A 24,754-nucleotide genomic window follows, 5' to 3' on the forward strand; every position below is an offset into this window, starting at 1 on the left:
ATGTCCACCAAGACCGACACCCCCCGCGACCCCGGCACGCCCGGCGCCGACGACGCGGGCGCCGACCTCGGCGCGGCCGGGTCCCAGCTCTCCACCGCCCCCCGCGAAGACGTCACCCTGCCCTCGCTCGGCCCGGTCGGCTGGGCCCGCTGGTTCTGGCGGCAGCTGACCTCCATGCGGGTCGCGCTGCTGCTGCTCTTCCTGCTGTCGATCGGCGCCATCCCCGGCTCGCTCATCCCGCAGTCCAGCATCGACCCCGTCAAGGTCGACCAGTTCAAGGCCGACCACCCCGCCCTCGGCGACGTCTACGACAAGCTGGGGATGTTCCACGTCTACAGCTCGGTGTGGTTCTCCGCGATCTACCTGCTGCTGTTCATCTCCCTGATCGGCTGCATCGTGCCGCGCAGCTGGCAGTTCGTCGGCCAGCTCCGCGGCCGCCCCCCGGCCGCCCCCCGCCGGCTGACCCGGCTGCCCGCGTACACCACCTGGCGCACCGACGCCGCGCCCGACGACGTGCTCGCCGCCGCCGAGCGGATGCTGAAGAAGCGCCGCTTTCGCGCCCACCGCACCGGCACCGCGGTCGCCGCCGAGAAGGGCTACCTGCGCGAGGTCGGCAACCTCGTCTTCCACGTCGCGCTGATCGTGATGCTCGTCGCGTTCGCCGTCGGCAGCCTGTGGAAGTCCGAAGGCGGCAAGCTGATCACCGAGGGCGACGGCTTCGCCAACAACCTGACCCAGTACGACGACTTCAAGTCCGGTGTCTTCTTCGACACCGACACCATGGAGCCGTTCGGCTTCACCCTCGACAAGTTCGACGCGACCTACGAACGCACCGGCCCGCAGAAGGGCACCCCTCGGGTCTTCCGCGCCCACATCCGGTACTTCTCCGGCGCCGACGGCCAGGAACACAAGACCACCGTCGAGGTGAACACCCCCCTCGACATCGCCGGCTCCAAGGTCTACCTGCTCTCCCACGGCTACTCGCCCGACGTCACCGTCAAGGACGGCCGCGGCAAGACCGTCTACAACGGCGCCGTGCCCTTCCTCCCCCAGGACCCGAAGAACTTCACCTCCACCGGTGTCGTCAAGGTCCCCGGTGCCCGCACCAAGGACGACAGGCCCAACCAGCTCGGCTTCCAGGGCTTCTTCGTCCCCACCTTCGGCGGCAAGGGCTCCGGCTCGATGTTCTCCACCTTCCCGGCGCTCGACAACCCGCGCCTGGTGCTCACCGCGTACCACGGCGACCTGGGCGTCGCCTCCGGGCTGCCGCAGAGCGTCTACCAGCTCGACAAGAAGGACCTGAAGCAGTACAAGGTCGACGGCCGGGCGGTCGCCCGGATGATGAAGCCCGGCGAGACCATGAAGCTCCCCGGCGGCGACGGCAGCATCACCTTCAACGGCGTCAAGACCTGGGCCAGCTTCAAGATCAGCCATCAGCCCGGCAACGGCCTCGCCCTCACCGGCGCGGTCGCCGCCCTGCTCGGCCTGGCCGGCTCCCTCTTCATCCAGCGGCGCCGCGTCTGGGTACGCGCCGAACGCAGCGAGGAGAACGGCGTCACCGTCGTCGAGCTGGCCGGACTCGGCCGCAGCGAGTCCGCCCGCCTCCCCGAGGAACTCGGCGACCTCGCCGCGGCCCTGGAGCCCGAGGCCCCGCTCGCCCCGCACCCCGACCCGGACGCCGACCCCGCCCCGGAGCCCGGGACTGCCCCCGCCACCCCCTCCGAAGACCCCGCGGAGCCCACCGACTCTGACGGTCCTGCTGATCCCTCCGAAGGAGCGCGCGCGTGAACCTCGCCGCCGCAGCCAACGAGACACTGGCGCACAACAGCAATGTCCTGGTCTATTCGGCCATGGCGATCTACACCCTCGCCTTCGTCGCGCACATGGCCGAGTGGGTGTTCGGCAGCCGCAGCAAGGTCGGCCGCACCGCCGCCGCCCTCACCCCGAACGCCACCGCGTCGGCGCCCGCCACCGTCACGGCCCGGCAGAGCGGCGGCACCGCCGTACTGGAACGGCCCAAGGTCATCACCAAGGCCGCGGCCGGCAGCCGCGACGTCCCCGACGGCCCCGGTGCCGCCGGCGGCACCGAGAAGGGCGACCTGTACGGCCGCATCGCCATCTCGCTGACCGTCCTCGCCTGGGCGCTCCACGTCGGCGGCGTCGTCACCCGCGCCCTGTCCGTACAGCGTGCCCCCTGGGGCAACATGTACGAGTTCTCCACCACGTTCGCCGCCGTCGCCACCGGCATCTACCTGCTGCTGCTCGTCCTGGGCAAGAACGTCCGGTGGATCGGCCTGCCCCTGGTCACCACCGTCCTGCTCGACCTCGGCCTCGCCGTCTCGGTGCTCTACACCGCCAGCGACCAGCTCGTCCCCGCGCTGCACTCCTACTGGCTGTGGATCCACGTCAGCTGCGCGATCCTCTCCGGCGCCGTCCTCTACCTCGGTGCCGTCGCCACCTTGCTGTTCCTCTTCCGCGACCGCTACGAGGCCAAGCTCGCCGACCCCGCCGGCAAGCAGCCCGGCGCCTTCGCCGCCTCCGTCCTGGAGCGGCTGCCCTCCGCCGCGTCCCTCGACAAGTTCGCCTACCGCGTCAACGCCACCGTCTTCCCCCTGTGGACGTTCACGATCATCGCGGGCGCCATCTGGGCCGAGGCCGCCTGGGGCCGCTACTGGGGCTGGGACCCCAAGGAGGTCTGGTCCTTCATCACCTGGGTCGCCTACGCCGGCTACCTGCACGCCCGCGCCACTGCCGGCTGGAAGGGCCGCAAGGCCGCCTGGCTCGGCCTGATCGCCTTCGCCTGCTACCTCTTCAACTACTACGGCGTGAACATCTTCGTCACCGGCCTGCACTCCTACGCCGGCGTCTGAACCACTTCGACCCCACCACGGTGCCGTACGGAAAGCCCCGCCCGGGGCCCGTACGGCACCGTCGTCCGTGAAGGCGCCCGACCCGGCCCGCGACCTCACCGCCGCCTGCGCCGCCCCCGCTCCTGCCGCGGCGGCACCTGCCCCGCCCCCGGCAGCGTCGGCTTCGGCAGATGCGCCACCTCCCACTGCGCCTCCGCCAGCTTCTGCGCCGTGTCGTCCGGCAGCCACGGCGGCCGGCGCGCCGCGTGCCGGAAGCCGAACGCCGACGTCAGATCGCCGAAGGTCGCCCGCCGCCAGTCACTGATGTTCGGCTCCGCCACACCCGTCCAGCGCTCCAGGAACTGCAGCACCGACGTGTGGTCGAACGGATCACCGGCCGCCCAGCCGCCCACCGTCCACGGCGACACGATCAGACACGGCACCCGGAAGCCACCACCGATCGGCAGTCCCCGGACGAACTCGTCCTTCGTTCCCGGCGGCGGCACCGGCGGCGGCACATGGTCGAAGAGCCCGTCGTTCTCGTCGTAGTTGAGGATGAAGACCGTCTTCGCCCACACCCGCGGATTCGACGCGATCGCCTCCAGCTTCTGCGCCACATAATCCGCGCCGGCCGCCGGCAGATAGTCCGGGTGCTCCGACTGGTGACTCGTCGGGATCAGCCACGACACCGCCGGCAGCCGGTCGTTGCGGGCGTCCTCCTCGAACGTGCCGGCCGGCTGCGGCCGCACCCCCCGCTCGTACAGCGGATCACCCGGCTGGGCGTCCCGGAACGTCTGGAACTGCTCCAGCAGGTTGCAGCCGTAGTCGTCCTCCTCCTGGTACACCTTCCAGCTGATCCCCGCCGCCTCCAACCGCTCCGCGTACGTCGTCCAGCGGTACGGCTTCGGCGCGGTGTTGTTCAGCACCGGCCCGCCCCGCGTGCCGCCCGGGTCCAGCGTGCCGGTCATCCAGTACAGCCGGTTCGGCCAGGTCGGCCCGAAGACCGAGCAGAAGTAGTTGTCGCACAGCGTGAACGCCTCCGCCAGCGCGAACTGGAACGGGATGTCCTCCCGCGTGTGATAGCCCATCACATACGGGCCGTTGACCCCGTCCGCCTTGCGGTGCGCCGGCAGCCAGCGGTCCATCTTGCCGCCGTTCCACGCCTCGTGCTGCACCGACCAGGCATGACTCGTGGAGGGAATGGCCTGGGCGCTGGACGTGTGGGTGTTGAGCCGGAACGGCAGCAGATAGCCGTCCGGATTCTCCGCGTCCGGCTGGTGGAAGACGTCACGGCCGTCCGGGAGCACCAGCGCGTCCGGGTCGGCGAAACCACGGACTCCGCGCAGCGTGCCGAAGTAGTGGTCGAACGACCGGTTTTCCTGCATGAGCATGACGACGTGCTCGACGTCGTGCAGCGAACCGTGACGTGCGGGTCCGGCGGCGACGGCCTTTTGGACGCTGGGCGGCAGCAGAGTCAGCGCGGCGGCGCCACCGACCGCGCCGGCCGCGGAGCCGAGGAGTCTGCGTCGGGTCATGTCGGGCATATGTGCCACTCTCCCTGAGTCGCGTGAGCCCTCAGTGGGCCGACATGACTGTGGCGGCGGGGGAGTTTCCCGGGCAGGGGGAGGCATCTGAACGATCCGTCAATTGGCCATGAACTGCCGGGAGTTGGCCAAACCGCACTACGTCCCGTACGCCACCCGAAGCAGTCCCCCACGGACCGCGCGGTGGCCGGAATTACGCGTTTACCGGGCCGCCTCAGGACACGCGGCCGAGCCCCGGAGTTCCCTCGGGTGCAGGGTACGGACGCTCCTCGGGCAGCAACCCGGCCGCCCCCGTCACGTCCCCCGCGGCCATGCGCGCCCGCACCTCATGCGCCAGCTCGGTCACGTCCGTGATCCCCACCGTCCACTCGTCCGCGTACCGCCGCGACGCCTCCCCGGCCAGTCCGAGCTGCAGCGAACGGTACGGCAGTGCCCGCAACCCCAGATCGCGCTCCGGATCCCACTGCACCCGCGCCGGCGACTCCCGCAACTGCCGCCGCCAGGAATCCCGGTCCGCGTGCTCGTCCCGGTCGTAGTGCGACAGACACGCATGCCGCAGCGCCCAGTCGAAGCCCGCCCGGTCGATCTCGACCGCCAGCACCGTCTCCTGCCCGGCCTTGGACGCCCAGCCGCAGCGGTACATCATCCACAGGAACGACGGCTTGATCCACGTCATCCGCTCCCGCTTCCACGCCACCGGGAACCGCCCGTCCCGCGCCGCCGGCAGGCCCAGCTCGGGCGCGTACGCCTGATAGACCGTGACGGTCCGTTCGGTGTAACGGGCGCGGATACGGCGGACGGGCTCGACGCTGTGGTGCGGGACGGTGCTCATGGGCGGTCATCCTGGCCGACGCCGACGCGGCGGAGCCACCGAATTGACGGCCCGGGAGGCCCTGGCAGCGTCCTAGTGGTCCTTCGCCGGCGGCGTGTCCCCGTTGGTGCCGTCGTTGCCCTCGGACGCCTCGCGGCTCTTGCGTCGCAGTTCCTCCTCGCGGCGCCGCAGGTCCGCCTCCCAGTCCTTCAGCAGCGCCTCGTCCTTCTTGTTCTCCTCCTTGAGGGAACGCAGGAACTCCGGATTGTCGTCCGGCGCCACCCACTTCGCCGTGCTGTGGTTGCGGTGCCACTCGGCGGGCGTACTGCCGCCCCCGCCCGCCACCGGGTACCGCTGCTTGCCGGCCACCAGCCACGCGATCGGGCCGATCAGCACCTCGCCGAAGAGCAGGATGACGATCACCCAGACCACCTTCGGCAGGCCGCGCACCTGCGATTCGGGAGTGTTGAGGCAGTCGATGAACGCGTAGATCCACAGTGCCAGCACCAGAAGGAACGGCAGATACCTGAGCATTGCGGAACGAGCCCCCTGCAAACGACGGCGGGCCCTCGGCAGGGCCCGGTGACCCGCTCAGGGTAGTGCGTACCCGATACTGGAACGCATGGCTTACGACGATCTCCGCTCGTTCCTGCGCGCTCTTGAGCGGGAAGGCGACCTCAAGCGCATCAAGGCCGAGGTCGACCCGTATCTCGAAGTCGGCGAGATCGTGGACCGGGTGCAGAAGGCCGGCGGCCCCGCGCTGCTCTTCGAGAACGTCAAGGGCTCGGCGATGCCCCTCGCCATGAACGTCTACGGCACCGACCGCCGCCTCCTCAAGGCCCTCGGCCTCAAGGCGTACGAGGACATCAGCGCCAAGATCGGCGGCCTGCTCAAGCCCGAACTGCCGCACGGGTTCGTGGGCGTCCGCGAGGCGTTCGGCAAGCTCGCCGGCATGACGCACGTCCCGCCCAAGAAGGTCAAGGGCGAGAGCGCCCCCGTCCAGGAGGTCGTGCTCACCGGCGACGACGTCGACCTGGACCAGCTGCCCGCCCTCTTCACCTGGCCCAAGGACGGCGGCTCGTTCTTCAACCTCGGCCTCACCCACACCAAGCACCCCGAAACCGGCGTCCGCAACCTCGGCCTCTACCGCCTCCAGCGCCACGACAAGCGCACCATCGGGATGCACTGGCAGATCCACAAGGACAGCCGCAACCACTACCAGGTGGCCGCCAAGCGCGGCGAGAAGCTGCCGGTCGCCATCGCCTTCGGCTGCCCGCCGGCCGTCACCTACGCCTCCACCGCCCCGCTCCCGGGCGACATCGACGAATACCTCTTCGCCGGCTTCCTCCAGGGCAAGCGGATCGAGATGGTCGACTGCAAGACCGTCCCGCTGCAGGTCCCGGCGCACGCCGAGGTCGTCATCGAGGGCTGGCTGGAGCCCGGCGAGATGCTGCCGGAGGGCCCGTTCGGCGACCACACCGGCTTCTACACGCCGCAGGAGCCGTTCCCCGCCCTGAAGATCGACTGCGTGACGATGCGGAAGCGCCCGCTCCTCCAGTCGATCGTGGTGGGCCGCCCGCCGACGGAGGACGGCCCCCTCGGCCGCGCGACGGAACGCTTCTTCCTCCCGCTGCTCAAGATCATCGTCCCGGACATCGTGGACTACCACCTCCCCGAGTCCGGCGGCTTCCACAACTGCGCGATCGTCTCGATCGACAAGAAGTACCCCAAGCACGCGCAAAAGGTGATGCACGCCATCTGGGGCGCCCACATGATGTCCCTCACCAAACTCATCGTCGTCGTCGACGCCGACTGCGACGTCCACGACCTCCACGAGGTCTCCTGGCGCGCCCTCGGCAACACCGACTACGCCCGCGACCTGACCGTCGTCGAAGGCCCCGTCGACCACCTCGACCACGCCTCCTACCAGCAGTTCTGGGGCGGCAAGGCAGGCATCGACGCGACGAAGAAGTGGCCCGAGGAGGGCTACACCCGCGACGGCGGCTGGCCCGACATGGTCGAGTCCGACCCCCGCACGGCGGCCCTCGTCGACCGCCGCTGGAAGGAGTACGGCCTCTGATGACCAGCGCCTCCGCCGCCCTCCCGCAGCCCGGCCGCACCAGGGCCTTCCTGCGCCTCGTCATGATCGAGCACTCGGTCTTCGCGCTCCCCTTCGCCTACATCGCGTCCCTGACCGCGATGTACCAGCGCGACAAGCGCATCGACTGGCTCCTGCTGCTCCTCGTCACCGTCTGCATGGTCGGCCTGCGCACCTTCGCGATGGCCGCCAACCGGATCATCGACCGCGAGATCGACGCCCGTAACCCCCGCACCGCCCACCGCGAACTCGTCACCGGTGCGGTCTCCGTGAAGTCCGCCTGGACCGGCGCCCTGATCGCCCTCGTCGTCTTCCTCGGCGCGGCCGCCCTGCTCAACCCCCTCTGCCTGGCCCTCGCCCCGGTCGCCGTCGTGCCGATGGTGGTCTATCCGTACGGCAAGCGCTTCACCCACTTCCCCCAGGCCATCCTCGGCCTCGCCCAGGCCATGGGCCCGATCGGCGCCTGGATCGCCATCACCGGCACCTGGTCCTGGGACGCCGTGATCCTCGGCCTCGCGGTCGGCGTCTGGATCGGCGGCTTCGACCTGATCTACGCCTGCCAGGACGTCGACACCGACCGCGAGATCGGCGTCCGGTCCGTCCCGGCCCGCTTCGGCATCCCCGCCGCCATCCGGGGCGCCCGCGGCTGCCACCTCGTCACCACGGCGCTCTTCGCCTGGTACGCACTGGCCACCGGTGCCGGCCCGTTCTTCTGGCTCGGCCTGCTGATCGTGGCGGCGGCCTTCCTCTACGAGCACAGCATCGTCCGCCCGCACGACCTCACCCGCCTCAACCGGGCCTTCTTCCAGGTCAACGGCTTCATCGGCATCGCACTGTTCGTGTGCGCGCTGCTGGACCTGGTGGTGCGGGGGCTGTCGGTCTGAACGGCCCCCGCGCGGGCCTCAGCGGGCGCTGCCCATGGTGCGGTCGGAGGCGGAGCCCTGGAGCATCAGGGTGGTCTCCTCGATGCGGTGGAAGCGGCCGTCCGGTGCCAGGTCGGCGAACACGTACACCTCCATCTGCACGGTCGTGCCGTCCTTCTTCGTGAGGTGGGCGGTGTGCCGGTCGGCGTACTTGCTGCCGTCGTGCAGCTCCTCGTGGACCTCGACGTGGCCGTCGGCGACGAGGGTGCGCAGGTGGGCGATGTGCTCCAGGAACTGGGTGCGGTCCGCCCACTCCCCATCGGTGCGCTGACGGTACTCCGGGGTGAAGTGGCGGTCGGCCGCCTCCTGCAGCGTGAGGTCGCCGTTGAGGAGCAGGTCGGTCAGGGCGGCCTCGATGCCGGTACGGGTCATGGAACTTCCTTCCGAGAGGAATCAAGAAGCGTGCGCGGCGCACGCTTCTCCTCGACCGTAGCACCAGATGCGTGCGTCGCGCACGCTATTGTTGAGGTGTGGAGAAGGAAGTAGGACACGAGATCGCCGAGGCGCTGGGCATCCTGCTGCGGCGCACCACCCGTACGCAGCTGCACCGGAAGCTGACCGAAGGCATGGGCGAGGCGGTGGACGAACTGACCTACCCCGTGCTCAGCACGCTCGCCCGGACCGGGCCGTGCAGCGCGGCCGACCTGGCGCCCGACGTGGGGCTCGACCGCTCCGGCGTCACGCGCCGGGCCTCCCGGCTGGAGGACGCCGGCCTCATCCGACGCGAACCGGACCCCGCCGACCGGCGCGCACATCTCCTCGTCCTCACCGAGCAGGGCCAGCAGGCCGTGGCCGAGCTGCGCGCACGGCTGGCCGCCCACATCATGGCGAGCCTCTCCTCGTGGCCACCGGGCGAGGCCCAGGACTTCGCCCGCCACCTGCGCCGCTTCGCGCTCGACGGCCCGTTCACCTGAGACGCGAACAGGGCCTGCCCGACGGGAGGCTCGGGCGCCTGGGCGGGGCCGCGGCACGATCCGAAGGACCCGCCCAGGTCGCGGCCTAGATGCTCGTGGGGAGCGAGGGGCTCGAAAGGGCGGGCTGGGAGCGGGTGCGGAGGGTGAAGGCTGCGGTGATGCCGCCCAGGAGGCCGAAGAGGTGGGCCTGCCAGCTGACCTGGCCGGCGGTCATGGGCAGAGCGCCCCAGAGGATCGAGCCGTAGACCGCGCCGACGGCGAGGCCGATGACGATGTCGAGGGGGGAGCGCTCGATGAAGCCGCGCACCAGGAGGTAGCCGAAGAGGCCGAAGATCACGCCGGAGGCGCCCGCGGTGTTGCTGCCGGTGGCGGCGGTGAGCCAGACGCCCAGGCCGCTGGCCAGGGTGATCAGGAGCACGACGGCCAGGAAGCGGCGGATGCCGCTGCGCAGGGCGGCGAGGAAGCCGAGCAGCAGCAACGGCAGGGTGTTGGCGGCCAGGTGGCCGAAGCCGAAGTGGAGGAAGGCGGCCGGTACGACGTCGACGAGCTCGGAGGGCTCGCGCGGCTCTATGCCGAAGGTGTCCAGCGCGCCGCCGGTGACGACGTCGACGCCTTCCAGCAGCCAGAGCAGTGCGACCCAGCCCAGCATCAGCACCAGGCACGCCGCCGGCTTGGCCCGTCCTTGTCGCGTCCCGCTTCGCCCTGTCGCTGTCATCCCTGCCCGCCCGTCAGTCGTCCGGTGGCCGTCACGGTTGCCCGTTCTGCGCCCGCTCGGCCCGCACCTCACAGCTAAGAACGGCCGTGACCGGGTTCCTGGTTCCGCCGGATAGGCTCGATGCGTGGAGCCGCCGCACAACAACACCAGTCACGACACGAGTCGCCACGTCCCTCAGGACGCTCGCCACGACACGAGCCCGCCGGCCGCCGAGCGCCGTCGGCCCTGGGTCGTCGGGGTTTCCGGGGCGTCCGGGACGCCGTATGCGGCCTCCGTGTTGCGGGGGCTGCTCGCTGCCGGTGAGGCGGTCGACCTGGTCGTGAGCCGGGCGTCGCGGTTGACGTTGCTGGATGAGACCGGGATCGCGTTCCGGGACGCGCATTGGCGTGCTGACCTGCGGGAATGGCTGGCGCGCGGGGCGGACGGGAAGCCGGGGACGTTTCCTGTGACGGACGCGGAGCTGGCGCGGGTGCGCTACTGGGCGGCCGGAGACCTGGCGGCCGGACCGTCGTCGGGTTCGTACCCGGTGAAGGGGATGCTGATCGTCCCCGCCAGTACGGCGTGCGTGGCCGGGGTGGCGCTGGGGCTGTCGAAGGACCTGCTGCAGCGGGTGGCGAGCGTGACGCTCAAGGAGCGGCGTCGGCTGGTGGTGGCGGTCCGGGAGACTCCGCTGAACGGTCCGACGCTGAAGCATCTGGTGACGCTCGACGAGGCGGGCGCGATCGTGCTGCCCGCCTCGCCGGCGTTCTACGCGGGAGCGACGCACATCCAGGATCTGGTGGATTTCGTCGCGGGCCGGGTGCTCGATGCGGCGGAGGTGCCGCACGGGTTGTACCGGCGTTGGGAGGGGGAGCTTCGGGGTGGCTCCAAGGACGAGGAGGAGGCCCCGGACGCTCCTTAGCGCTTCTTCGCCGTGGCGGCGCGCCCGAAGCGGCGCCGGGCCCGCGGCTCGGAGGGCTTGTGGGCACGTGAACGATTGGCCTGGTCCTGCAGCTCGCGCATGCGGGCGTAGGCCATCTCGATCGAGTACACGGTGACAACTCCTGTGAGATCGTCTTTGATCGCTTGAAAATCGCAGGGACTAGGCCCTGTGTGCCTTAGATTCTACATGCAGAACTCGAAAATGCGTAAAGATTGGAAGGCTTGAGGGCATGGACGCGGTGGATAGGCAGCTCATCCAGGCACTGCGCGAGAACGGCCGGGCCTCGTACGCGGAGCTCGGCCGGCTCGTCGGCCTCTCCGGGCCCAGCGTCACCGACCGGATCAACCGCCTCGAAGCGGCCGGGGTGATCACCGGTTACCGCGCGACGGTCGACGCCGCCTCGCTCGGCCTCGGCGTCACCGCCCTGGTGGGCATCTCGCTGTCGGACGCGGCCGACCACGAGGACGTCGCCCGCCGGCTGCGCGACCTCGAAGAGATCGAGGACTGCTGGTTCATCGCGGGCGACGACTCGTACATGCTCAAGGTGCGGGTCGGGGACGTCGACGGGCTGGAGCGCACCATCCGGCGGCTGTCCGGCACCAAGGGCGTCTCCCGTACGCGCACCACGATCGTGCTGTCCACCAAGTGGGAGAACCGCGTCGGGGAACTGCCCGAAGAGGCCGAGTAGGACGGGGCGGGCAGGACGGGGCCGAGCGGGCCACTCGGGGCCACCCCGGCCCCGGACTCGCCAAGGGCGCCCCGTCCGCGCCGATTACGGGGGAGTACGCTCGACGAAGCCCGTTTCCGGCACCGAGACCGTGCCGCGGGTCGGCACAGATACGGCAGAGACTGGGAGGCGACCGGATGGCTGCGTCGATGGATGTGGGCCTCAAGCGTGAGCTGGAGGCGAAGGTCCACGCCGGGGAGCGGCTGACCCGCGAGGACGGTATCGCCCTCTACGAGTGCGACGACCTGGCCTGGCTGGGCGGTCTCGCCCATGAGGTGCGCACCCGCAAGAACGGTGACGTCGTCCACTTCAACGTCAACCGTCACCTCAACATGACGAACGTGTGCACCGCCTCCTGCGCGTACTGCTCCTTCCAGCGCAAGCCGGGCGAGAAGGACGCGTACACGATGCGCATCGAGGAGGCCGTCCGCCTCGCCAAGGCGATGGAGAACGAGAACCTCACCGAGCTGCACATCGTCAACGGCCTGCACCCGACCCTGCCGTGGCGCTACTACCCGCGCTCGCTGCGCGAGTTGAAGAAGGCGCTGCCGAACGTCTCCCTCAAGGCGTTCACGGCGACGGAGATCCACCACTTCGAGACCATCTCGGGCCTGTCCGCCTCGGAGATCCTCGACGAACTGATCGACGCCGGGCTGGAGTCGCTCACCGGCGGCGGCGCCGAGATCTTCGACTGGGAGGTCCGGCAGCACATCGTCGACCACCGCACCCACTGGGAGGACTGGTCGCGGATCCACCGCCTGGCGCACGAGAAGGGACTCAAGACCCCCTCGACGATGCTCTACGGGCACATCGAGGAGCCCCGGCACCGCGTCGACCACGTGCTGCGGCTGCGTGAACTCCAGGACGAGACCGGCGGTTTCCAGGTCTTCATCCCGCTGCGCTACCAGCACGACTTCGTCGACATGCAGGACGGCAAGGTCCGCAACCGCCTCCAGGCGCGGACGACGATGGCGACCGGCGCGGAGGCGCTCAAGGTCTTCGCGGTCTCCCGGCTGCTGTTCGACAACGTCCCGCACGTCAAGTGCTTCTGGGTGATGCACGGTCTGCAGACCACCCAGCTCGCGCTGCAGCACGGTGCCGACGACATGGACGGCTCGGTCGTCGAGTACAAGATCACGCACGACGCGGACAACTACGGCACGCCGAACAAGCTGACCCGCGAGGACCTGCTGGAGCTGATCCGCGACGCCGGTTTCCGTCCCGTCGAGCGCAACACCCGCTACGAGGCGATCCGCGAGTACCCGGGCCCGGACCCGGACCGCCGCGAGTCGCCCCAGCCGATGCGCGTCTGAGCACGAGAGGCGCAGGCAAGCGCCCGATGGCAGGCGGCAGGGGCCCGGAAGATCGCCCCTGCCGTTGTGCTTGACTGGAGGCGACCCTTTCGGTTGCCGTTGAGAAGAAGGTCCCGTCCGTGAGTAGCCACAAGTTCGCCACGCTCCGCTACACCGCCCTTCGCCTCGGCCTGTTCGTCGCCTGCTTCGCGGTGGTGTGGGCGCTGGCCTACTTCCGGATCATCCCGCTCGCGGTCGGCGCGTCGAACACCGTCTGGATGCTGCTGCTCGCCATCGTGATCTCCGCGCCGCTCAGCTTCGTGCTGCTGCGCAAGCAGCGGGACGCGATGTCCGAGCAGATCGTCGCCAAGGTCGACCGCCAGCGCGAGCGCATCGCGGCCAACGCGGGCCAGGAGGACGACCTCGTCTGACCCCGCCGCCCGGCGCCCCCTCACCGGCGCCCGCGGCCGTAGGACATCCCGCGGCAGTGAGACACCTCACGCCCCCTCATCCGTCCGGCAGGCGCCGGTCCGTGGAGCTCCCCTCCACGGACCGGCGCCTGCCGCGTTGTTGACGCCCGTTCCGTTGCCGGCTCCCCGGGGAACCTCCATGGAACCCAAAGATTTTCTTTGGGTTCCTCAAAGTTCGAGTGTTAACGTACCTGCCATGAAGACAGCAGCTGCGCCCTCGTCCCCCATGAGCGTTCCGCTCGTGGTGCGCCTGCACGTCGATCTTTGCCGCTGTATGTCCGCGGCCTGTCGTCGCCGCTGACCGACCTCGCCGCAGCGGCCGGAGATCCTGCCTCTTCCGTACGGACCTCCTGGCGCTTTTTCACGCCTTTTCCCGACTTCTCATCTGTCCCCGGAGTGTGTCCGTTGTCCCCGTCGTCCGCGCCGTCTGCGTCATCCACATCGCCCACGAAGACGCCGAAGTCCTCCCGCATACCCAAGGTCCCGTTCTGGGCCCAGATCCTGGCGGGTCTCGCCCTGGGTGTACTGCTCGGCTGGGTGGCCAAGAGCAATGACCTCGGCTGGCTCACCTCGACGCTCCAGCACATCGGCGACCTCTTCGTCCAGCTGCTGAAGCTGGCCGTCGCCCCGCTGGTGTTCTTCGCGATCCTGGTGTCGATCACCAACCTGCGGCAGGTCAACAACGCCGCGCGGCTCGCCACCCGCACCCTGCTGTGGTTCATGGCCACGTCGCTGATCGCGGTGGCGATCGGCCTGGCCATCGGCCTGCTCACCCACCCCGGCGCGGGCACCGGCCTCACCCCGAAGGACGGCAAGCTCCCCGAGCACGCCGGCTCCTGGATCGACTTCCTGACCGGCATCGTCCCGACGGACGTCATCACCCCGTTCACCGAGCTGAACGTCCTGCAGATCGTCTTCATGGCGGCCGTCGCCGGTATCGCGGCGCTCCAGCTCGGCGAGAAGGCCGAGCCGGTCCTGCGGCTCAGCCGCTCGGTCCTCGAACTGCTGCAGAAGGCCCTGTGGTGGGTCATCCGCCTCGCCCCGATCGGCACCGTCGGCCTCATCGGCAACGCCATCGCGACGTACGGCTGGAACCTGATCGGCAAGTACGCGACCTTCACCGTCGACATCTACGTCGGCTGCGCGATCGTCCTCTTCGGCGTCTACCCGCTGCTGCTGGCGACCGTCGCCAAGGCCAACCCGCTGCAGTTCTTCCGCGGTGCCTGGCCCGCCATCCAGCTGGCCTTCGTCTCCCGCTCCTCGGTCGGCACCATGCCGGTCACCCAGCAGGTCACCGAGCGCCTCGGAGTGCCGCGCGAGTACGCCTCCTTCGCGGTGCCGTTCGGCTCGACGACCAAGATGGACGGCTGCGCCTCGATCTACCCGGCGATCGCCGCGATCTTCATCGCCCAGATCTTCGACGTCCACCTCGCCGTCGGCGACTACATCCTGATCGCGTTCGTCTCCGTCATCGGCTCGGCCGCCACCGCCGGCCTCACCGGCGCGACGGTCATGCTGACCCTGACCCTCTCCACCCTGGGCCTGCCCCTGGAGGGCGTCGGTCTGCTGATGGCCATCGACCCGATCCTGGACATGATGCGGACGGCCACCAACGTTGCTGGACAATCAGTATGCACGTTGCTCGTGGCCGCGCGTGAGGGAATCCTCGATCGCGACAAGTTCAACAGCGCCAAGAGCATCAGCCTGGGCGCGGCCGCTGCGGATGGCGCGGAGGAGAAGGTCTCAGTGCCGGCTGCTGCGTAGCCTGAGCTTTTCTTCCGCCTGCGCCCCGATCTCCCTGAGGTCGGGGCGCAGTTGCTCGTGCCCGGTCACGACCGGGGTGTTTACCACTTGCATGGACGACTTTGAGGCAGAAGCGCTTGTGCTGGGCTCTTGGGCCGCCGATCGTCCGCATGTGGAACGTCCCAGGCGAGAGCTGAGCTGTGCAGTCAGCCTCATGTCATGTGACACGGACCGATTCGCGGATGCTCCCTAGGGCCCGGTCACGCCGACTCGACGCCGGGGCTCGGTCAGCCAGCCTCGCGAGAACGCGGTCACCTTCGATCAGCGTGCCTCTCTGAGGTGGCAGTTACTGCATCTCGGTCCGGCCATGTTGTGCGATGCCTACGCTGGCTGGAGAGGAAAGTGACCGGAGGATCTATGGGGCGGATAACTGGCTGGGCTCTGACTGCAGTTGGAATCCTGGCGAGCGCGGTCGTAGTCGCGGTAGCGGTGAGGGCCGGGATGGGAGATGCGGACCCCGCCGGGCTGGTGGTCGGCCTTGTGTCCTTGGCAGTCGCACTGTGGGCCGGCCAGTTGGCTCTGCACCAGCTGCGCTGGCAGGACACGGATGTACCGGGGCTGGCGGACCGCCTGGCCGATGAGGTCGCCAGCCGGGAGAACAAGGAGTGGAAGCGACTGCTGGGTACGAGTGACCAGACGATTAACGTGGGCTTCGGGTTAGTGCCCGCTCCCAAGCGCAACGCCGAAGGTGCTCAAGACCGTGGAACTCTTTCCGAGGTGGCCGCCTACTACTGCCGGCTCGATTCGCGACGACTCGTCATCACCGGTGCACCCGGCGCGGGCAAGACGGTCCTGGCCCTGCATCTGATGTTGCTGCTCCTCAAGAACCGCGCGCCAGGCGACCCTGTGCCCGTGCGACTGTCCTTTACCTCCTTTGATACTGATCGGCAAGACTTGGAGGAGTGGCTTATTAGTCGACTTGTAGAGGACTACGCTCTGCGGTCAGTCGCTGCTCGGTCCCTCGTCCTCTCGCGGCGCATCCTGCCCGTCCTGGACGGGTTGGACGAAATGGAACCTAGCCCGGAACCGGGCTACACCTCCCGAGCGGCCCGGGCACTTCATGCACTGAACGACTGGCATCACGGGACGAACAAAGCGCAGGTAGTGATCACTTGTCGTAGTACCGCATACTCCGCCCTGGAGGAACTGAAGGTGTGGGCGCATGACGCCGCCCACATCGATATCGCCCCGGTCAGCGCGGGGGCAGCTCGAACTTTCTTGACTTCGCGTGCCGTCGATGAGGAACGGTGGCAACCTGTGCTGCAAGTCTTGGAAGCAGACCCGACCGGGCCGCTCGCGAGAGGCCTCTCTACGCCTTGGCGCTTAACGCTGGCAGCCACTGTCTACGAACAGCGCGACGGTGACCATCCTGCTGGGCCCTACAGCTACGACCCTGGCGAACTCCTCAACCTGGGGCTCGACACCCCCGAGAAGGTGCGAGACCACTTGCTCGGAATGCTTATTCCAACAGTGGTGAAGTATCCTCGTTTTTCGTACAGCGCCGAGCAAGTTCATAGCTGGTTGTCTGTCCTGGCTCGATATTTGCACATCAACTCCGTCAGGCAACGCAGGATCTACGGAAAGCCATTGCCAGGGGCTGACATTGTCCTGCATGAGCTTTGGCCGCTTGCAGGGCTACGCGCCCCTCGGGCAATTCCAGCTGCTTTCTTCGCGACGCTAGGGCTTATTCGCGGCGCAATCGTACTGTCGCGCATGCATGAAGTTTCACTAGCGACGGCTGCTAAACTGCTGGTGACGACCCTTATTTTGATGTCCGCGGCGCTGACATCATGGTGGATGTTTTGGCCTCCTCCGATTCGTGTAAAAATGCGCAACTTAGCATCAAGTGCCCGTCGCAGGTTGGTGTTTCTGTCATTTCTCGGACTTTTTGCTGGACTCCTAACAGGTTTCGCGGTGGGGGCCGCGGTAGGCTGCTGGACCGGGTTGGGATTCGGGATGATTGCGGCGGTTTCTGTGCTGTTGTTGACGGCGGTCTTCAGCGGGACTCTCGACTCGTTCCTAGGCATTGAATCTTCCGGTGCCGTGGAGTCTTCTGGGCCAAGGGATGTATTGCGCACTGATTCTCTTGTCGGTCTGGTCTGCTGCCTAATATTCGGGCTCTCAGTGGGGCTGATTTTCATCCCGGAAGAAGGTGCTGGGATGGCTCTCATGGGCGGTCTCGTTATTGGCCTCGCTACTTCCTTTGGAGGTGCGGCTGGTCGTGTTAGTCTGCGGTACGTTTCCTTGCTCTTGACTGTGCGTCGCTGGTGGTCGGATCAGTGGCTACCGTGGCGGCTGGGAAGATTTTTGGAACGGTGCTGCGAGGTGGGGCTGATGCGCACTGCTGGAGCGGCATATCAGTTCCGGCACCAAGAATTGCAGGATTTCCTTTCCCGGGTCGATCGGTAAAGCTGTTGTCTTCCCTGGAGTTGAAGAATTAGCTACGGTGGCTGGTTACTGCTCGCCCCATCTGTCCCCGAGTGGGGAGGTGCCCGCTGTCACTATTTGGCTAGCCTCCGGCAGGGGAAATTTCTTGTATTGACCTGATTAGGCTGCCAGTAGCTCGTCGAGCGCGGTTCCTCGTCGCTGCTACCGCTTGCCTCAACTGCGCTGTGCTCTCGTCCGTGGCGGTGGCGAGTCTGTACGGTCGTGGTCGTGTCCGGCGCGCGTGGGTTGGTCGCCATGGCGTGTGCCGGTTGATCGCGCGCGACTAGGGGAGCTGGTTCGGGCATGGCGGTTGACGCTGCTCGGGGTTCGGAAGAGGGGTTCACGTCGGCGGGGGCGGCGCGGGTGATGGCTGCCGCGTGTCGGGCTGCGGGACTCGATGGCAGAGGGGCGGAGTTGATCCGCTTCGGGGAGAACGGACTGTTTCGCCTGGCGTCGGCGCCGGTGATCGTGCGCGTGGCCCGCGGTGAAGAGTGGATGCCCAAGGCCCGAACTGAGGTGGCTGTTTCGCAGTGGTTGCAGGCTGAAGGGTTCCCGGCTGCTCGCATCGTCGAGGGGCTGGAGCAACCGTTCCTGATAGACGGCCACCCTGTGACCTTCTGGCACCTGATCGTTGAGGGGGACCGGAAGGCTACGTACGGGGAGCTGGGCGGTGTGCTACGCGACCTTCACGCTCTGACCGTCCCAGCCGGCCTTGAGTTGCCGTCGTTCGACCCCTTCGACAAGCAGGAACTGCGCCTGGACCGCGCCGTGATCACCCAGGACGACAAGCTCTTCCTGCGGAAGCGGTGGCGGGAGCTGCGGGACAAGTTCAATGACCTGAGGTTCGAGACGCCGAAGGGGCCCGTTCACGGTGACGCCCACGTGCAGAACCTCATGGTGGACGATCAAGGACAAGTGATCCTGATCGACTTCGAAGCCTTCTGCTTCGATCACCCGGAGTGGGATCTGATGGTCACGGCCGTGGAGCATCACAGCCTTGGGTGGCAGACCGATGAGCAGTACGGTGACTTCGTGAGGGCGTACGGGCGGGACCTGTACGACTGGCCCGGGTACGAGACGCTGCGCGGGCTCCAGGAGTTCGGCATGACGACGTGGCTCATGCAGAACGTGCAGGAGGACGAGGCGACTGCGGAGGAGTACCGGCGGCGCATCGCCGGCCTTCGTGATGACGCCGGGCCTAGGGACTGGAGCCCCCGGTAGTTGCTCAGGAATGACTCATGAGTTGCGTGGCTCGTCCGTCGGCGTACCGCGCCTGGCCGTCGGGCGCCCGAGGGTGCAACTGGAGCACTCGTGGGCGACAAGGGATACGGCTCATGCAGGACCGGCACCTGTGATGACGGCAGATCCGGCGCATGATCCCCGAGTGTTGACACCTACCGGTCAACCGCCTCTGACATGCCCGACCGCTGGGTAAACGAGGGCCTAACTGGCGAGTGTGGGTGTGGAGTTGGCCTAGCAGACCCGATTTGGCTCATTTTCGACCATGAGCACCTGGAATCGAACGCAATCACCCCACTAATATGATCATGTTGTAGTCCTGAGGGGCGAAATTCCCCTTCGGGGCGTCCTATGTGTTTCATTCGTCTGGGGGACGCAAGTGAAGAATGTTCGCAGGTATGCCACGATCGCAGGCTTTGCGAGCGCAGCAGTACTGGCGCTCGGTGCGCCGGCTCAGGCTGCGCAGGGCACTTGGAAGGTAGACATTCCTGGCTGCAAGGTCTACGAGCAGGTGCAACTGCGAGACGGGCACGACCACATGCGCTGGTACACCAGCGGAGGCTCCAAGGGGTGCGAGGCGTGGATCTTCGACCAGAAGGACAACTCGGACAAGGGGCGCCACGTCGTGGACACCAGTGGTTCCTACTACAGCGGCTGGTACTACGACGGTCCGGGGCACCAGATGCAGGTTTGTGGCCGCAACGGCGAGGGGCAGATGGCCTGCGGCCGAGTAAACTAGCCTGAATCGGCTACTCCTGCTTTTCGGGGCACCAAGGATGATCCTGGTGCCCCGAACTGCTCTGCAGGTTCGTTGTGACGTTAGGATTTGCTTCCCTGGCGTGATCGGTTGTCAGACACGTTGCCCGACCAGACTTCCCCTGCTACAAGGACAGCGATGCTTGCAATGAGCCGTCGACGGCGCGGCTGGATAGCTTTGGCGGCTGCGGTCTGCTTCCTGACCGCGTGCTCTGAGCACGATTCGCCCCAGAAAGACTCGCCCTCGGCATCTGGGCAGGCTCAGGAGACACCTGGAACGAGCAGCAGCAAGCCGCACGCCGCAGCCACCCGGAGCAGCGATGGCTCGTTGCTCCTACAGGTAGAAGGTTGCCAGATCTACACGCAGAAGGCACATGGGCAGATCCGCTGGTACACCCGCGGCGGCTCCAAGTGGTGCGAGGCTTGGATCACCGATAGTTCGCCCGACGATGCCACCAAAGGACGTCACCTCCTGACTACCGCCAATTCCTACGCCAGCAAGTGGTACTCGGTCCGTCCTGGCGACGGAGTCTGCGTCAATGGCCCCGGGGGACAACTCGTATGTGAGCCTGAGGAGTAGGACTCTTCAGGCTTCTGAGGACATGCCGCTGCGCAGGAGCAGTATCCAGGCACGCAGTGAGGACTGCTAGTTGTCGTCCAGGCGGGCAAGGGCCTCCCGTACCTGGTCGTGGAAGGCAGTCACAGAGGGGTTTCCCGCGTGGATGCTGACCTCCTGCTGGAAGTCGGTGATGTAGCGCTGGAAGCGGGACGACTGGAGGGTGTCGCCGCTGTCGACGGCGAGGCTTGCGGTTTCAACGGCGGCTTCCAGTTCGCCGTTCAATAGCTGGCTTTGGGCGAGGACCATCCGGCAGAAGCCCAAGGTGCGGGCGTACTTCGGGTCGGTGTCGTTGACTGCCCGTTGTGCGGCCTCGATCGACTCGCGGCGCATCTTCAGGTCACGGAAGCAGTGGCAGAGTTTGCCCATGAGCTCTGCCGAGTCGAAGTAGCCGAGCCATTCCGGGTCCTCGCCTGCGTCGGCTCGCTCGAAGTGGCGTTCTGCCTCGTTCATGGCTCGGCCGGCGCCGGTGGGGTCGCCCGCGTTCGAGCAGGCGCGAGCCTCCATCGCCGAGTTCAATGCCATGGCGCGTGGGGTCGCTCGGCCTTTGGCTCCCTCGACGGCCGCACGAGCGAGCTGAATCGCCTGGGCGTGGTTGCCGAGGTAGTTCGCCTGGTGGCTGAGGTTGCCGAGGATGCGGGCGCCGAACATCCGGTCGTCGATGACCTGGGACAGGCGTAACGTCGCGGTCAGGTAGCGGTGCGCGAGGGCGTGGTTCCCGGAGTCGTACGCGGTCCATCCGAGCAGCTGTGAGATCTCGGAAGCGGCGCCGAAGAGTGCTGTGCCGACCCGTTCGCTGTAGCTGGCGCTGAGTAGTGGCAGGACCTCGTGGCGGAAGTAGTGGCGTAGGGCCTTGTGGCCGTGGCCACCGCCGAATTTGAAGTCAAGTTGCATGAACATCTCGGCGGCGGCCCTGATCGCCTTGACATCGCGCATGCCGACGCGTTGGGAGGCGGGCCGGTCGGCCTGAATTCCGTCTGGGCGGGCCACGATCCATGAGAGGACCGCGGAGCTGAGGTCGGCATCGGGGACGATCAGCTGGCTGTTTGACGGGGTCTCTGCCCGTTCCTCGGCGAGACCGTCCAGCGTCGACAGGACGTCGGGCACGGTGCGCGGGTATGCGGCCGGCGGTGGTGCGGTGGGCTCCGGCTGAGCGAAGAATCCGAGATCGCCGGGTGTGATCCGCCGGTTGAGTTTGGCGCTGAGTACGTCCGCCATGATTGCGGCTGTGCTCGGCTGGATCCCCGCACCGTCCCGCCACCGCTGTACGGAGACATGGGTCGTACCGAGGCTGGTCCCGCGCTGCTCGGCAGCGTCCTTCATGCGTTTTGCGAGGCCCTTGTTCGAGACCTTCGCTTCGTCCATGACTGCGATCAACTGCGCGTTCGGCTCTCGGCTCATGCTCCCCTGCCAACCCGAGAATGACGGCGAATGTTCATCGTGGCACAGGTCACTGACATAGGGGGTTCATTCGTGAACCCCCCTCGTACTCAGCGGTGTTCACGTGAACCCCCTGGTGAACGCTCCCGCCTCCGCCTTGCCTGCCCTTCACTGTTCTCACGGCAGAGGGGTCGCCCTGCCAGCAATGGGAGAGGGAATGCGATGAGCGTTCGGAGGATGGGCCGCTCGGTCTTGACCTCACGGGTCATTGATCCTTTGTGCGAAGCGACGCAGTTGGAGCAGTTCCGAGAGCTGACTCTGTTCGCGGAATCACGGCACACGTCGCAGGCTGCACGGAAGATGGTTCGCTCAGCTCTCGAAGACTGGGCGCTGGACACTCTCGTTGACGATGCCGAGCTCTGCGTGTCCGAGCTGGTGGGCAACGTGGTCCATCATGCGTTTCCGGACGACGGCCTGGCGGTGTCAGGGGCTGCTCGGCGTATTGACGTCGCTCTGCGGAAGTGGCCCAAGTGGCTTTTCCTCGGGGTGGCTGATGAGGATTCCTCCCCGCCTATGTTCCCGCTCGGGGAGGCGTTCTCCCCGGAGCTGGTGGGTGACCTTCCCGAGGCTGTGCTGCCGGACGCCGGACGAGGCCTGATGATCGTGCAGCGGCTGGCGGATGGCCTGTGGTGGTCCCTGGATGAACTGGGCGGAAAGACGGTGTTCTGCCGCTTCGACCTCGTAGGCCGCGCCCCCGACGGCCGGACATAGAGAAACGTGGCCCGTCGCCGGCGGCGGGACTCCCTTCTGCGATCAGGGAGGCCGCGGCGGGCCACTGCCAGGCGTGGAGCGACCACCACGCCTGGCCGGGCGCGGCCCCTCGGCTCACGCCCCCTTGAGGGTTGAGGGGTCGCGTCCACCTCCACTGAGCAATGAGGCGTGCCGGCCTGGGCGCGGCCTCCGATGAAGGGTGATGTGCGGCATGGCACGGATTTTGGCGGGCCGCGTACGGCGCGGCGACGTGGTGAGCCTGCGCGGCGAAATGCGAGAGGTGAAAGCGGTGCGCTCCGACCAGCGAGGGGCGAGTAAGCCGGGCTTGACGCTGGTCTTCAAGACGGGGCGACCGCTGCGCGTGAACGCCGCGGATGAGCTCGCGGTCTGGCGCGGTGATCGGGAGCTTCGGTGATGGCGGCGCAGTCGGTCTGGCGGTTCGCGGACTGGGTCCTGAAGGCCGACTCCTCGGGGAGTGGCCCGATCTACGTGCAGGAGTGCATGTCCTGCGGTGACGACTCAGGTGCGGCGGACGAAGCCGAGGGACCGGACGCGTGGTGCCTGCGGCATGCGGGTCGTACCGGACACACCGGGTTCCGGAGTGTGGTGACGACCTTCTACCGCGCCTCGCTCGTAGAGGGCCCTCGCTGACCCTCGCGCAAAACAACCGAAGACCGAGACCGGGCCACCCCGTCAGCCGTGGAAAGCGAAGGGTGGCCCGGCAGGGGGCGCAGCGGCCCCCGGTGCCTGATGGTACCGGGGCCGCTGTGCTGCCATTCCGCCCCGGCCAAAAAGAAGTTGATGAAGCGTTAGCGCACCGGGACGGAGGCGGCGCACGTGATGCGCGATGACGGAGATGGGCTGATGGGCGACCTGAACGACGTGGGGCCCGATGCCTGGGTGTGGAGCCCCAACGTCGATTACCTGTCCGGCTGGCGGCAGGCCAGGGAGTCGGCGGGCCGGCTGAATGACGCGCTGAGGGCCGCGGGCCTGGATTCGTCGACCGTCTGGGCGGTACCCAATGTCGATGCCGATGGGCGCGGGGTCGTACGACTCGCAGCGTCCCTGCCCGCCGCCGATGAGCTGGCAGAGCTGCTGAGGCAGCGCAGCACACATTCTCGACGGCGGGAGGCGTGACGAAGTCACCGTTGCCCCAATGCACCCTGCTACCCACTGCCCGCAGCCGGACGCGCCACCACGACGGCGCCGCGCTGAGCGGAGCGCCCACGACGGGCCCTGCCACAGCGCGGCAGCTGCCAGCTCCCCCTCAGCCGCAGCCGGGCAGTTCGATCTCCTCACGCACCCGCATCTGTGACGGCGGGAGTACGGCGCCCAGCTTCCACGGCCGTGGCAGTCCGGTCTCCGGGCCCACGCCCCCCACCTCTCCTCCCGTAGCCAGCCTCCTTGACGTGCGCAACGACGAGAGTGGCACTCGGCAGAGCACCCGCCATGTGAGCCGCTCAGTGCTTCCGCCGTTCCCGGGGTGGGGAGGGCGCCTTCGAACGCCAATGGGCGTGCTGGTGTGGGCGGCGGGGCGTCCGGCGGGACCGGCCGCCAGGCCGCAGCCCGCCGGGGCGGCCCGGCCGCCGGCGCGCCAGGGGCGCGCCCTTGAGGAAGTAAAGAAGGTTTCGACCGATCGTCAGCCGTCAGGCCGTCGCGGTGCGCGCGTTGCCGTCCTCGTCGGCGGTGATCCGATAGCCGAGTTGGGCGCGGTCGGCGCCGAGGCACAGCTCTTCCAGAATGAGGGCCTGGTCGTCGAGGCCGTGTGCGGTGCGGGTGGTGTGCAGGACCGGGGTGGCGTCGGGGAGGTGCAGGGCAGACCGCTCGTCGGGGAGGGGCATGCGCGCGCGTACGGTCTCGTGCCACCACAGCTCGTGGCCAGCATTGGCGAGCATTCCGTAGATCGCCTCCGGCTCGGCGTCGGGGCTGTCGGCGAGGCCCGGCACCTGGTCAGCGGTGGCGAACGGGATCAAGGTGCGGTGCAAAGCTCGGGCGCCGGTAGCCTGGTCGAGGAGCGTGCGGTCGCAGCCGAACTCCTCCTCCCCCTCTCCCAGCTGGAGAAGCGATCCGGTGGCCGCGGTGGTCTGCGTGCGGTAGACACTCGGGCCGTCGACGATCTTCCAGGTCTCGCCGTCAGCGGTGGTGAACTGGCCCGCTCCGTTGCGGCTGACGCGGCGCTCGACGGTGAGCACCGGCAGACCGGAGGACCGGACGAAACTGCCCTTGCCGTGCTTGACCTCGATCAGCCCTTCGGCCCGGACCGCGGCAATCGCGTTGCGCACGGTGGGGCGGGAGACCTTGTAGCGCTCGATGAGCTGGGCTTCCGAGGGGAGCGGCGCTCCGGGCTCGAACTCTCCGGACAAGATCGCTTCGCGGATAGCGGCGGCGACCTGCTGATAGAGCGCTCCCGGGCGCTGAATCTCTGCCATTACGGGGCCTTCGTCTCGGTCGGATAGGCGAGGGTGCGCATGACGTCAGTCGTCGCACATCACTCGTC

Annotated in this window: 25 protein-coding genes; 17 read left to right on the top strand and 8 right to left on the bottom strand. The window is 67.9% G+C overall.

Annotation, left to right across the window (positions count from 1 at the left end; all coding sequences use genetic code 11):
- Positions 1-1,788, top strand: coding sequence for a cytochrome c biogenesis ResB family protein (locus ACZ7MX_RS14100; RefSeq protein ID WP_472131872.1), 1,788 nt, complete (start codon positions 1-3; stop codon positions 1,786-1,788).
- Entirely contained in the window at positions 1,785-2,870 is a 1,086-nt protein-coding gene (ccsB, locus tag ACZ7MX_RS14105) for a c-type cytochrome biogenesis protein CcsB (RefSeq protein WP_472131874.1), read from the top strand. Before ACZ7MX_RS14100 ends, ccsB begins: the two co-directional genes overlap by 4 nt.
- Positions 2,871-2,965: 95 nt before the next feature.
- Here the strand turns inward: ccsB and ACZ7MX_RS14110 are convergent, their stop codons facing one another.
- The 3 genes from ACZ7MX_RS14110 to ACZ7MX_RS14120 form a co-directional block, all read right to left on the bottom strand.
- Entirely contained in the window at positions 2,966-4,393 is a 1,428-nt protein-coding gene (locus ACZ7MX_RS14110; RefSeq protein WP_472131876.1) for an alkaline phosphatase family protein, read from the bottom strand.
- Positions 4,394-4,607: 214 nt separating this feature from the next.
- Complete coding sequence (locus ACZ7MX_RS14115) at positions 4,608-5,225, bottom strand: DUF4291 domain-containing protein (RefSeq protein WP_472131878.1); 618 nt, start codon at positions 5,223-5,225, stop codon at positions 4,608-4,610.
- Between the two features lie 72 nt (positions 5,226-5,297).
- Positions 5,298-5,738: a PLD nuclease N-terminal domain-containing protein gene (locus tag ACZ7MX_RS14120; RefSeq protein WP_472131880.1), complete on the bottom strand. Its 441-nt coding sequence runs from the start codon at positions 5,736-5,738 to the stop codon at positions 5,298-5,300.
- Positions 5,739-5,826: 88 nt separating this feature from the next.
- Here ACZ7MX_RS14120 and ACZ7MX_RS14125 point away from each other — a divergent pair, with 88 nt between their 5' ends.
- Complete coding sequence (locus ACZ7MX_RS14125; protein ID WP_472131882.1) at positions 5,827-7,284, top strand: menaquinone biosynthesis decarboxylase; 1,458 nt, start codon at positions 5,827-5,829, stop codon at positions 7,282-7,284.
- Complete coding sequence (mqnP, locus tag ACZ7MX_RS14130) at positions 7,284-8,186, top strand: menaquinone biosynthesis prenyltransferase MqnP (RefSeq protein WP_472131884.1); 903 nt, start codon at positions 7,284-7,286, stop codon at positions 8,184-8,186. Before ACZ7MX_RS14125 ends, mqnP begins: the two co-directional genes overlap by 1 nt.
- A gap of 18 nt (positions 8,187-8,204) precedes the next feature.
- On the opposite strand, the gene ACZ7MX_RS14135 is transcribed toward mqnP, so the two are convergent.
- On the bottom strand, positions 8,205-8,597 hold the full coding sequence (locus tag ACZ7MX_RS14135) for a nuclear transport factor 2 family protein (protein ID WP_472131886.1): 393 nt from the start codon (positions 8,595-8,597) through the stop codon (positions 8,205-8,207).
- 98 nt (positions 8,598-8,695) lie between these two features.
- On the opposite strand from ACZ7MX_RS14135, the gene ACZ7MX_RS14140 reads away from it, so the two are divergent.
- Positions 8,696-9,139: a MarR family winged helix-turn-helix transcriptional regulator gene (locus tag ACZ7MX_RS14140; RefSeq protein WP_472131888.1), complete on the top strand. Its 444-nt coding sequence runs from the start codon at positions 8,696-8,698 to the stop codon at positions 9,137-9,139.
- An 85-nt stretch (positions 9,140-9,224) separates the two neighbouring features.
- On the opposite strand, the gene ACZ7MX_RS14145 is transcribed toward ACZ7MX_RS14140, so the two are convergent.
- Positions 9,225-9,854: a rhomboid family intramembrane serine protease gene (locus tag ACZ7MX_RS14145; protein WP_472131890.1), complete on the bottom strand. Its 630-nt coding sequence runs from the start codon at positions 9,852-9,854 to the stop codon at positions 9,225-9,227.
- A 124-nt stretch (positions 9,855-9,978) separates the two neighbouring features.
- On the opposite strand from ACZ7MX_RS14145, the gene ACZ7MX_RS14150 reads away from it, so the two are divergent.
- Positions 9,979-10,755 (top strand): UbiX family flavin prenyltransferase, encoded by a 777-nt coding sequence (locus ACZ7MX_RS14150; RefSeq protein ID WP_472131892.1) that lies wholly within the window; start codon positions 9,979-9,981, stop codon positions 10,753-10,755.
- On the opposite strand, the gene ACZ7MX_RS14155 is transcribed toward ACZ7MX_RS14150, so the two are convergent.
- Positions 10,752-10,886, bottom strand: a complete 135-nt coding sequence (locus tag ACZ7MX_RS14155; RefSeq protein ID WP_472131894.1) for a hypothetical protein — start codon at positions 10,884-10,886, stop codon at positions 10,752-10,754. The genes ACZ7MX_RS14150 and ACZ7MX_RS14155 overlap by 4 nt on opposite strands.
- A gap of 119 nt (positions 10,887-11,005) precedes the next feature.
- Here ACZ7MX_RS14155 and ACZ7MX_RS14160 point away from each other — a divergent pair, with 119 nt between their 5' ends.
- From ACZ7MX_RS14160 to ACZ7MX_RS14190, 7 genes are all read left to right on the top strand, one after another.
- Positions 11,006-11,464, top strand: coding sequence for an Lrp/AsnC family transcriptional regulator (locus tag ACZ7MX_RS14160; RefSeq protein ID WP_261956973.1), 459 nt, complete (start codon positions 11,006-11,008; stop codon positions 11,462-11,464).
- 188 nt (positions 11,465-11,652) lie between these two features.
- Complete coding sequence (gene mqnE / locus ACZ7MX_RS14165) at positions 11,653-12,816, top strand: aminofutalosine synthase MqnE (protein WP_261957556.1); 1,164 nt, start codon at positions 11,653-11,655, stop codon at positions 12,814-12,816.
- A gap of 119 nt (positions 12,817-12,935) precedes the next feature.
- The gene (locus ACZ7MX_RS14170) at positions 12,936-13,226 is read left to right on the top strand and encodes a DUF4229 domain-containing protein (RefSeq protein ID WP_030416166.1); all 291 of its coding nucleotides are present in this window, start codon (positions 12,936-12,938) and stop codon (positions 13,224-13,226) included.
- 444 nt (positions 13,227-13,670) lie between these two features.
- A complete protein-coding gene (locus ACZ7MX_RS14175; RefSeq protein WP_472131896.1) occupies positions 13,671-15,029 on the top strand; it encodes a dicarboxylate/amino acid:cation symporter in 1,359 nt (452 codons plus the stop codon).
- Positions 15,030-15,509: 480 nt separating this feature from the next.
- A complete protein-coding gene (locus ACZ7MX_RS14180) occupies positions 15,510-17,477 on the top strand; it encodes an NACHT domain-containing protein (RefSeq protein WP_472131898.1) in 1,968 nt (655 codons plus the stop codon).
- Between the two features lie 321 nt (positions 17,478-17,798).
- Positions 17,799-18,716 carry an aminoglycoside phosphotransferase family protein gene (locus tag ACZ7MX_RS14185; RefSeq protein WP_472131900.1) on the top strand — a complete coding sequence of 306 codons (918 nt, stop codon included), beginning with the start codon at positions 17,799-17,801 and terminating at the stop codon, positions 18,714-18,716.
- Between the two features lie 529 nt (positions 18,717-19,245).
- Complete coding sequence (locus ACZ7MX_RS14190; RefSeq protein WP_472131902.1) at positions 19,246-19,473, top strand: hypothetical protein; 228 nt, start codon at positions 19,246-19,248, stop codon at positions 19,471-19,473.
- Positions 19,474-20,136: 663 nt separating this feature from the next.
- Here ACZ7MX_RS14190 and ACZ7MX_RS14195 read toward each other — a convergent pair.
- A complete protein-coding gene (locus ACZ7MX_RS14195) occupies positions 20,137-21,507 on the bottom strand; it encodes a sporulation protein (RefSeq protein ID WP_472131904.1) in 1,371 nt (456 codons plus the stop codon).
- Positions 21,508-21,723: 216 nt separating this feature from the next.
- On the opposite strand from ACZ7MX_RS14195, the gene ACZ7MX_RS14200 reads away from it, so the two are divergent.
- From ACZ7MX_RS14200 to ACZ7MX_RS14215, 4 genes are all read left to right on the top strand, one after another.
- Positions 21,724-22,257: an ATP-binding protein gene (locus ACZ7MX_RS14200; RefSeq protein ID WP_472131905.1), complete on the top strand. Its 534-nt coding sequence runs from the start codon at positions 21,724-21,726 to the stop codon at positions 22,255-22,257.
- Positions 22,258-22,468: 211 nt separating this feature from the next.
- A complete protein-coding gene (locus ACZ7MX_RS14205) occupies positions 22,469-22,672 on the top strand; it encodes a hypothetical protein (protein ID WP_472131907.1) in 204 nt (67 codons plus the stop codon).
- The gene (locus tag ACZ7MX_RS14210) at positions 22,672-22,908 is read left to right on the top strand and encodes a DUF7848 domain-containing protein (RefSeq protein ID WP_472131909.1); all 237 of its coding nucleotides are present in this window, start codon (positions 22,672-22,674) and stop codon (positions 22,906-22,908) included. The genes ACZ7MX_RS14205 and ACZ7MX_RS14210 overlap by 1 nt, the downstream gene beginning before the upstream one ends.
- A gap of 213 nt (positions 22,909-23,121) precedes the next feature.
- On the top strand, positions 23,122-23,394 hold the full coding sequence (locus tag ACZ7MX_RS14215; RefSeq protein WP_472131911.1) for a hypothetical protein: 273 nt from the start codon (positions 23,122-23,124) through the stop codon (positions 23,392-23,394).
- A 509-nt stretch (positions 23,395-23,903) separates the two neighbouring features.
- Here the strand turns inward: ACZ7MX_RS14215 and ACZ7MX_RS14220 are convergent.
- Positions 23,904-24,686, bottom strand: a complete 783-nt coding sequence (locus ACZ7MX_RS14220) for a GntR family transcriptional regulator (protein ID WP_472131913.1) — start codon at positions 24,684-24,686, stop codon at positions 23,904-23,906.
- Between the last annotated feature and the right edge of the window lie 68 nt (positions 24,687-24,754).

It is taken from the genome of Streptomyces sp. NPDC107765, assembly GCF_055657085.1.

Bases quoted from the DNA above. Each gene is read 5' to 3' on its own strand.
- mqnP (WP_472131884.1), top strand. From the start codon at position 7,284: ATGACCAGCGCCTCCGCCGCCCTCCCGCAGCCCGGCCGCACCAGGGCC.
- ACZ7MX_RS14205 (WP_472131907.1), top strand. From the start codon at position 22,469: ATGGCACGGATTTTGGCGGGCCGCGTACGGCGCGGCGACGTGGTGAGC.
- ACZ7MX_RS14110 (WP_472131876.1), bottom strand. From the start codon at position 4,393: ATGCCCGACATGACCCGACGCAGACTCCTCGGCTCCGCGGCCGGCGCG.
- ACZ7MX_RS14215 (WP_472131911.1), top strand. From the start codon at position 23,122: ATGGGCGACCTGAACGACGTGGGGCCCGATGCCTGGGTGTGGAGCCCC.
- ACZ7MX_RS14210 (WP_472131909.1), top strand. From the start codon at position 22,672: ATGGCGGCGCAGTCGGTCTGGCGGTTCGCGGACTGGGTCCTGAAGGCC.
- ACZ7MX_RS14120 (WP_472131880.1), bottom strand. From the start codon at position 5,738: ATGCTCAGGTATCTGCCGTTCCTTCTGGTGCTGGCACTGTGGATCTAC.
- ACZ7MX_RS14145 (WP_472131890.1), bottom strand. From the start codon at position 9,854: ATGACAGCGACAGGGCGAAGCGGGACGCGACAAGGACGGGCCAAGCCG.
- ACZ7MX_RS14125 (WP_472131882.1), top strand. From the start codon at position 5,827: ATGGCTTACGACGATCTCCGCTCGTTCCTGCGCGCTCTTGAGCGGGAA.
- ACZ7MX_RS14185 (WP_472131900.1), top strand. From the start codon at position 17,799: ATGGCGGTTGACGCTGCTCGGGGTTCGGAAGAGGGGTTCACGTCGGCG.
- mqnE (WP_261957556.1), top strand. From the start codon at position 11,653: ATGGATGTGGGCCTCAAGCGTGAGCTGGAGGCGAAGGTCCACGCCGGG.
- ACZ7MX_RS14195 (WP_472131904.1), bottom strand. From the start codon at position 21,507: ATGAGCCGAGAGCCGAACGCGCAGTTGATCGCAGTCATGGACGAAGCG.
- ACZ7MX_RS14135 (WP_472131886.1), bottom strand. From the start codon at position 8,597: ATGACCCGTACCGGCATCGAGGCCGCCCTGACCGACCTGCTCCTCAAC.
- ACZ7MX_RS14180 (WP_472131898.1), top strand. From the start codon at position 15,510: ATGGGAGATGCGGACCCCGCCGGGCTGGTGGTCGGCCTTGTGTCCTTG.
- ACZ7MX_RS14115 (WP_472131878.1), bottom strand. From the start codon at position 5,225: ATGAGCACCGTCCCGCACCACAGCGTCGAGCCCGTCCGCCGTATCCGC.
- ACZ7MX_RS14220 (WP_472131913.1), bottom strand. From the start codon at position 24,686: ATGGCAGAGATTCAGCGCCCGGGAGCGCTCTATCAGCAGGTCGCCGCC.
- ACZ7MX_RS14160 (WP_261956973.1), top strand. From the start codon at position 11,006: ATGGACGCGGTGGATAGGCAGCTCATCCAGGCACTGCGCGAGAACGGC.
- ACZ7MX_RS14100 (WP_472131872.1), top strand. From the start codon at position 1: ATGTCCACCAAGACCGACACCCCCCGCGACCCCGGCACGCCCGGCGCC.
- ACZ7MX_RS14200 (WP_472131905.1), top strand. From the start codon at position 21,724: ATGGGCCGCTCGGTCTTGACCTCACGGGTCATTGATCCTTTGTGCGAA.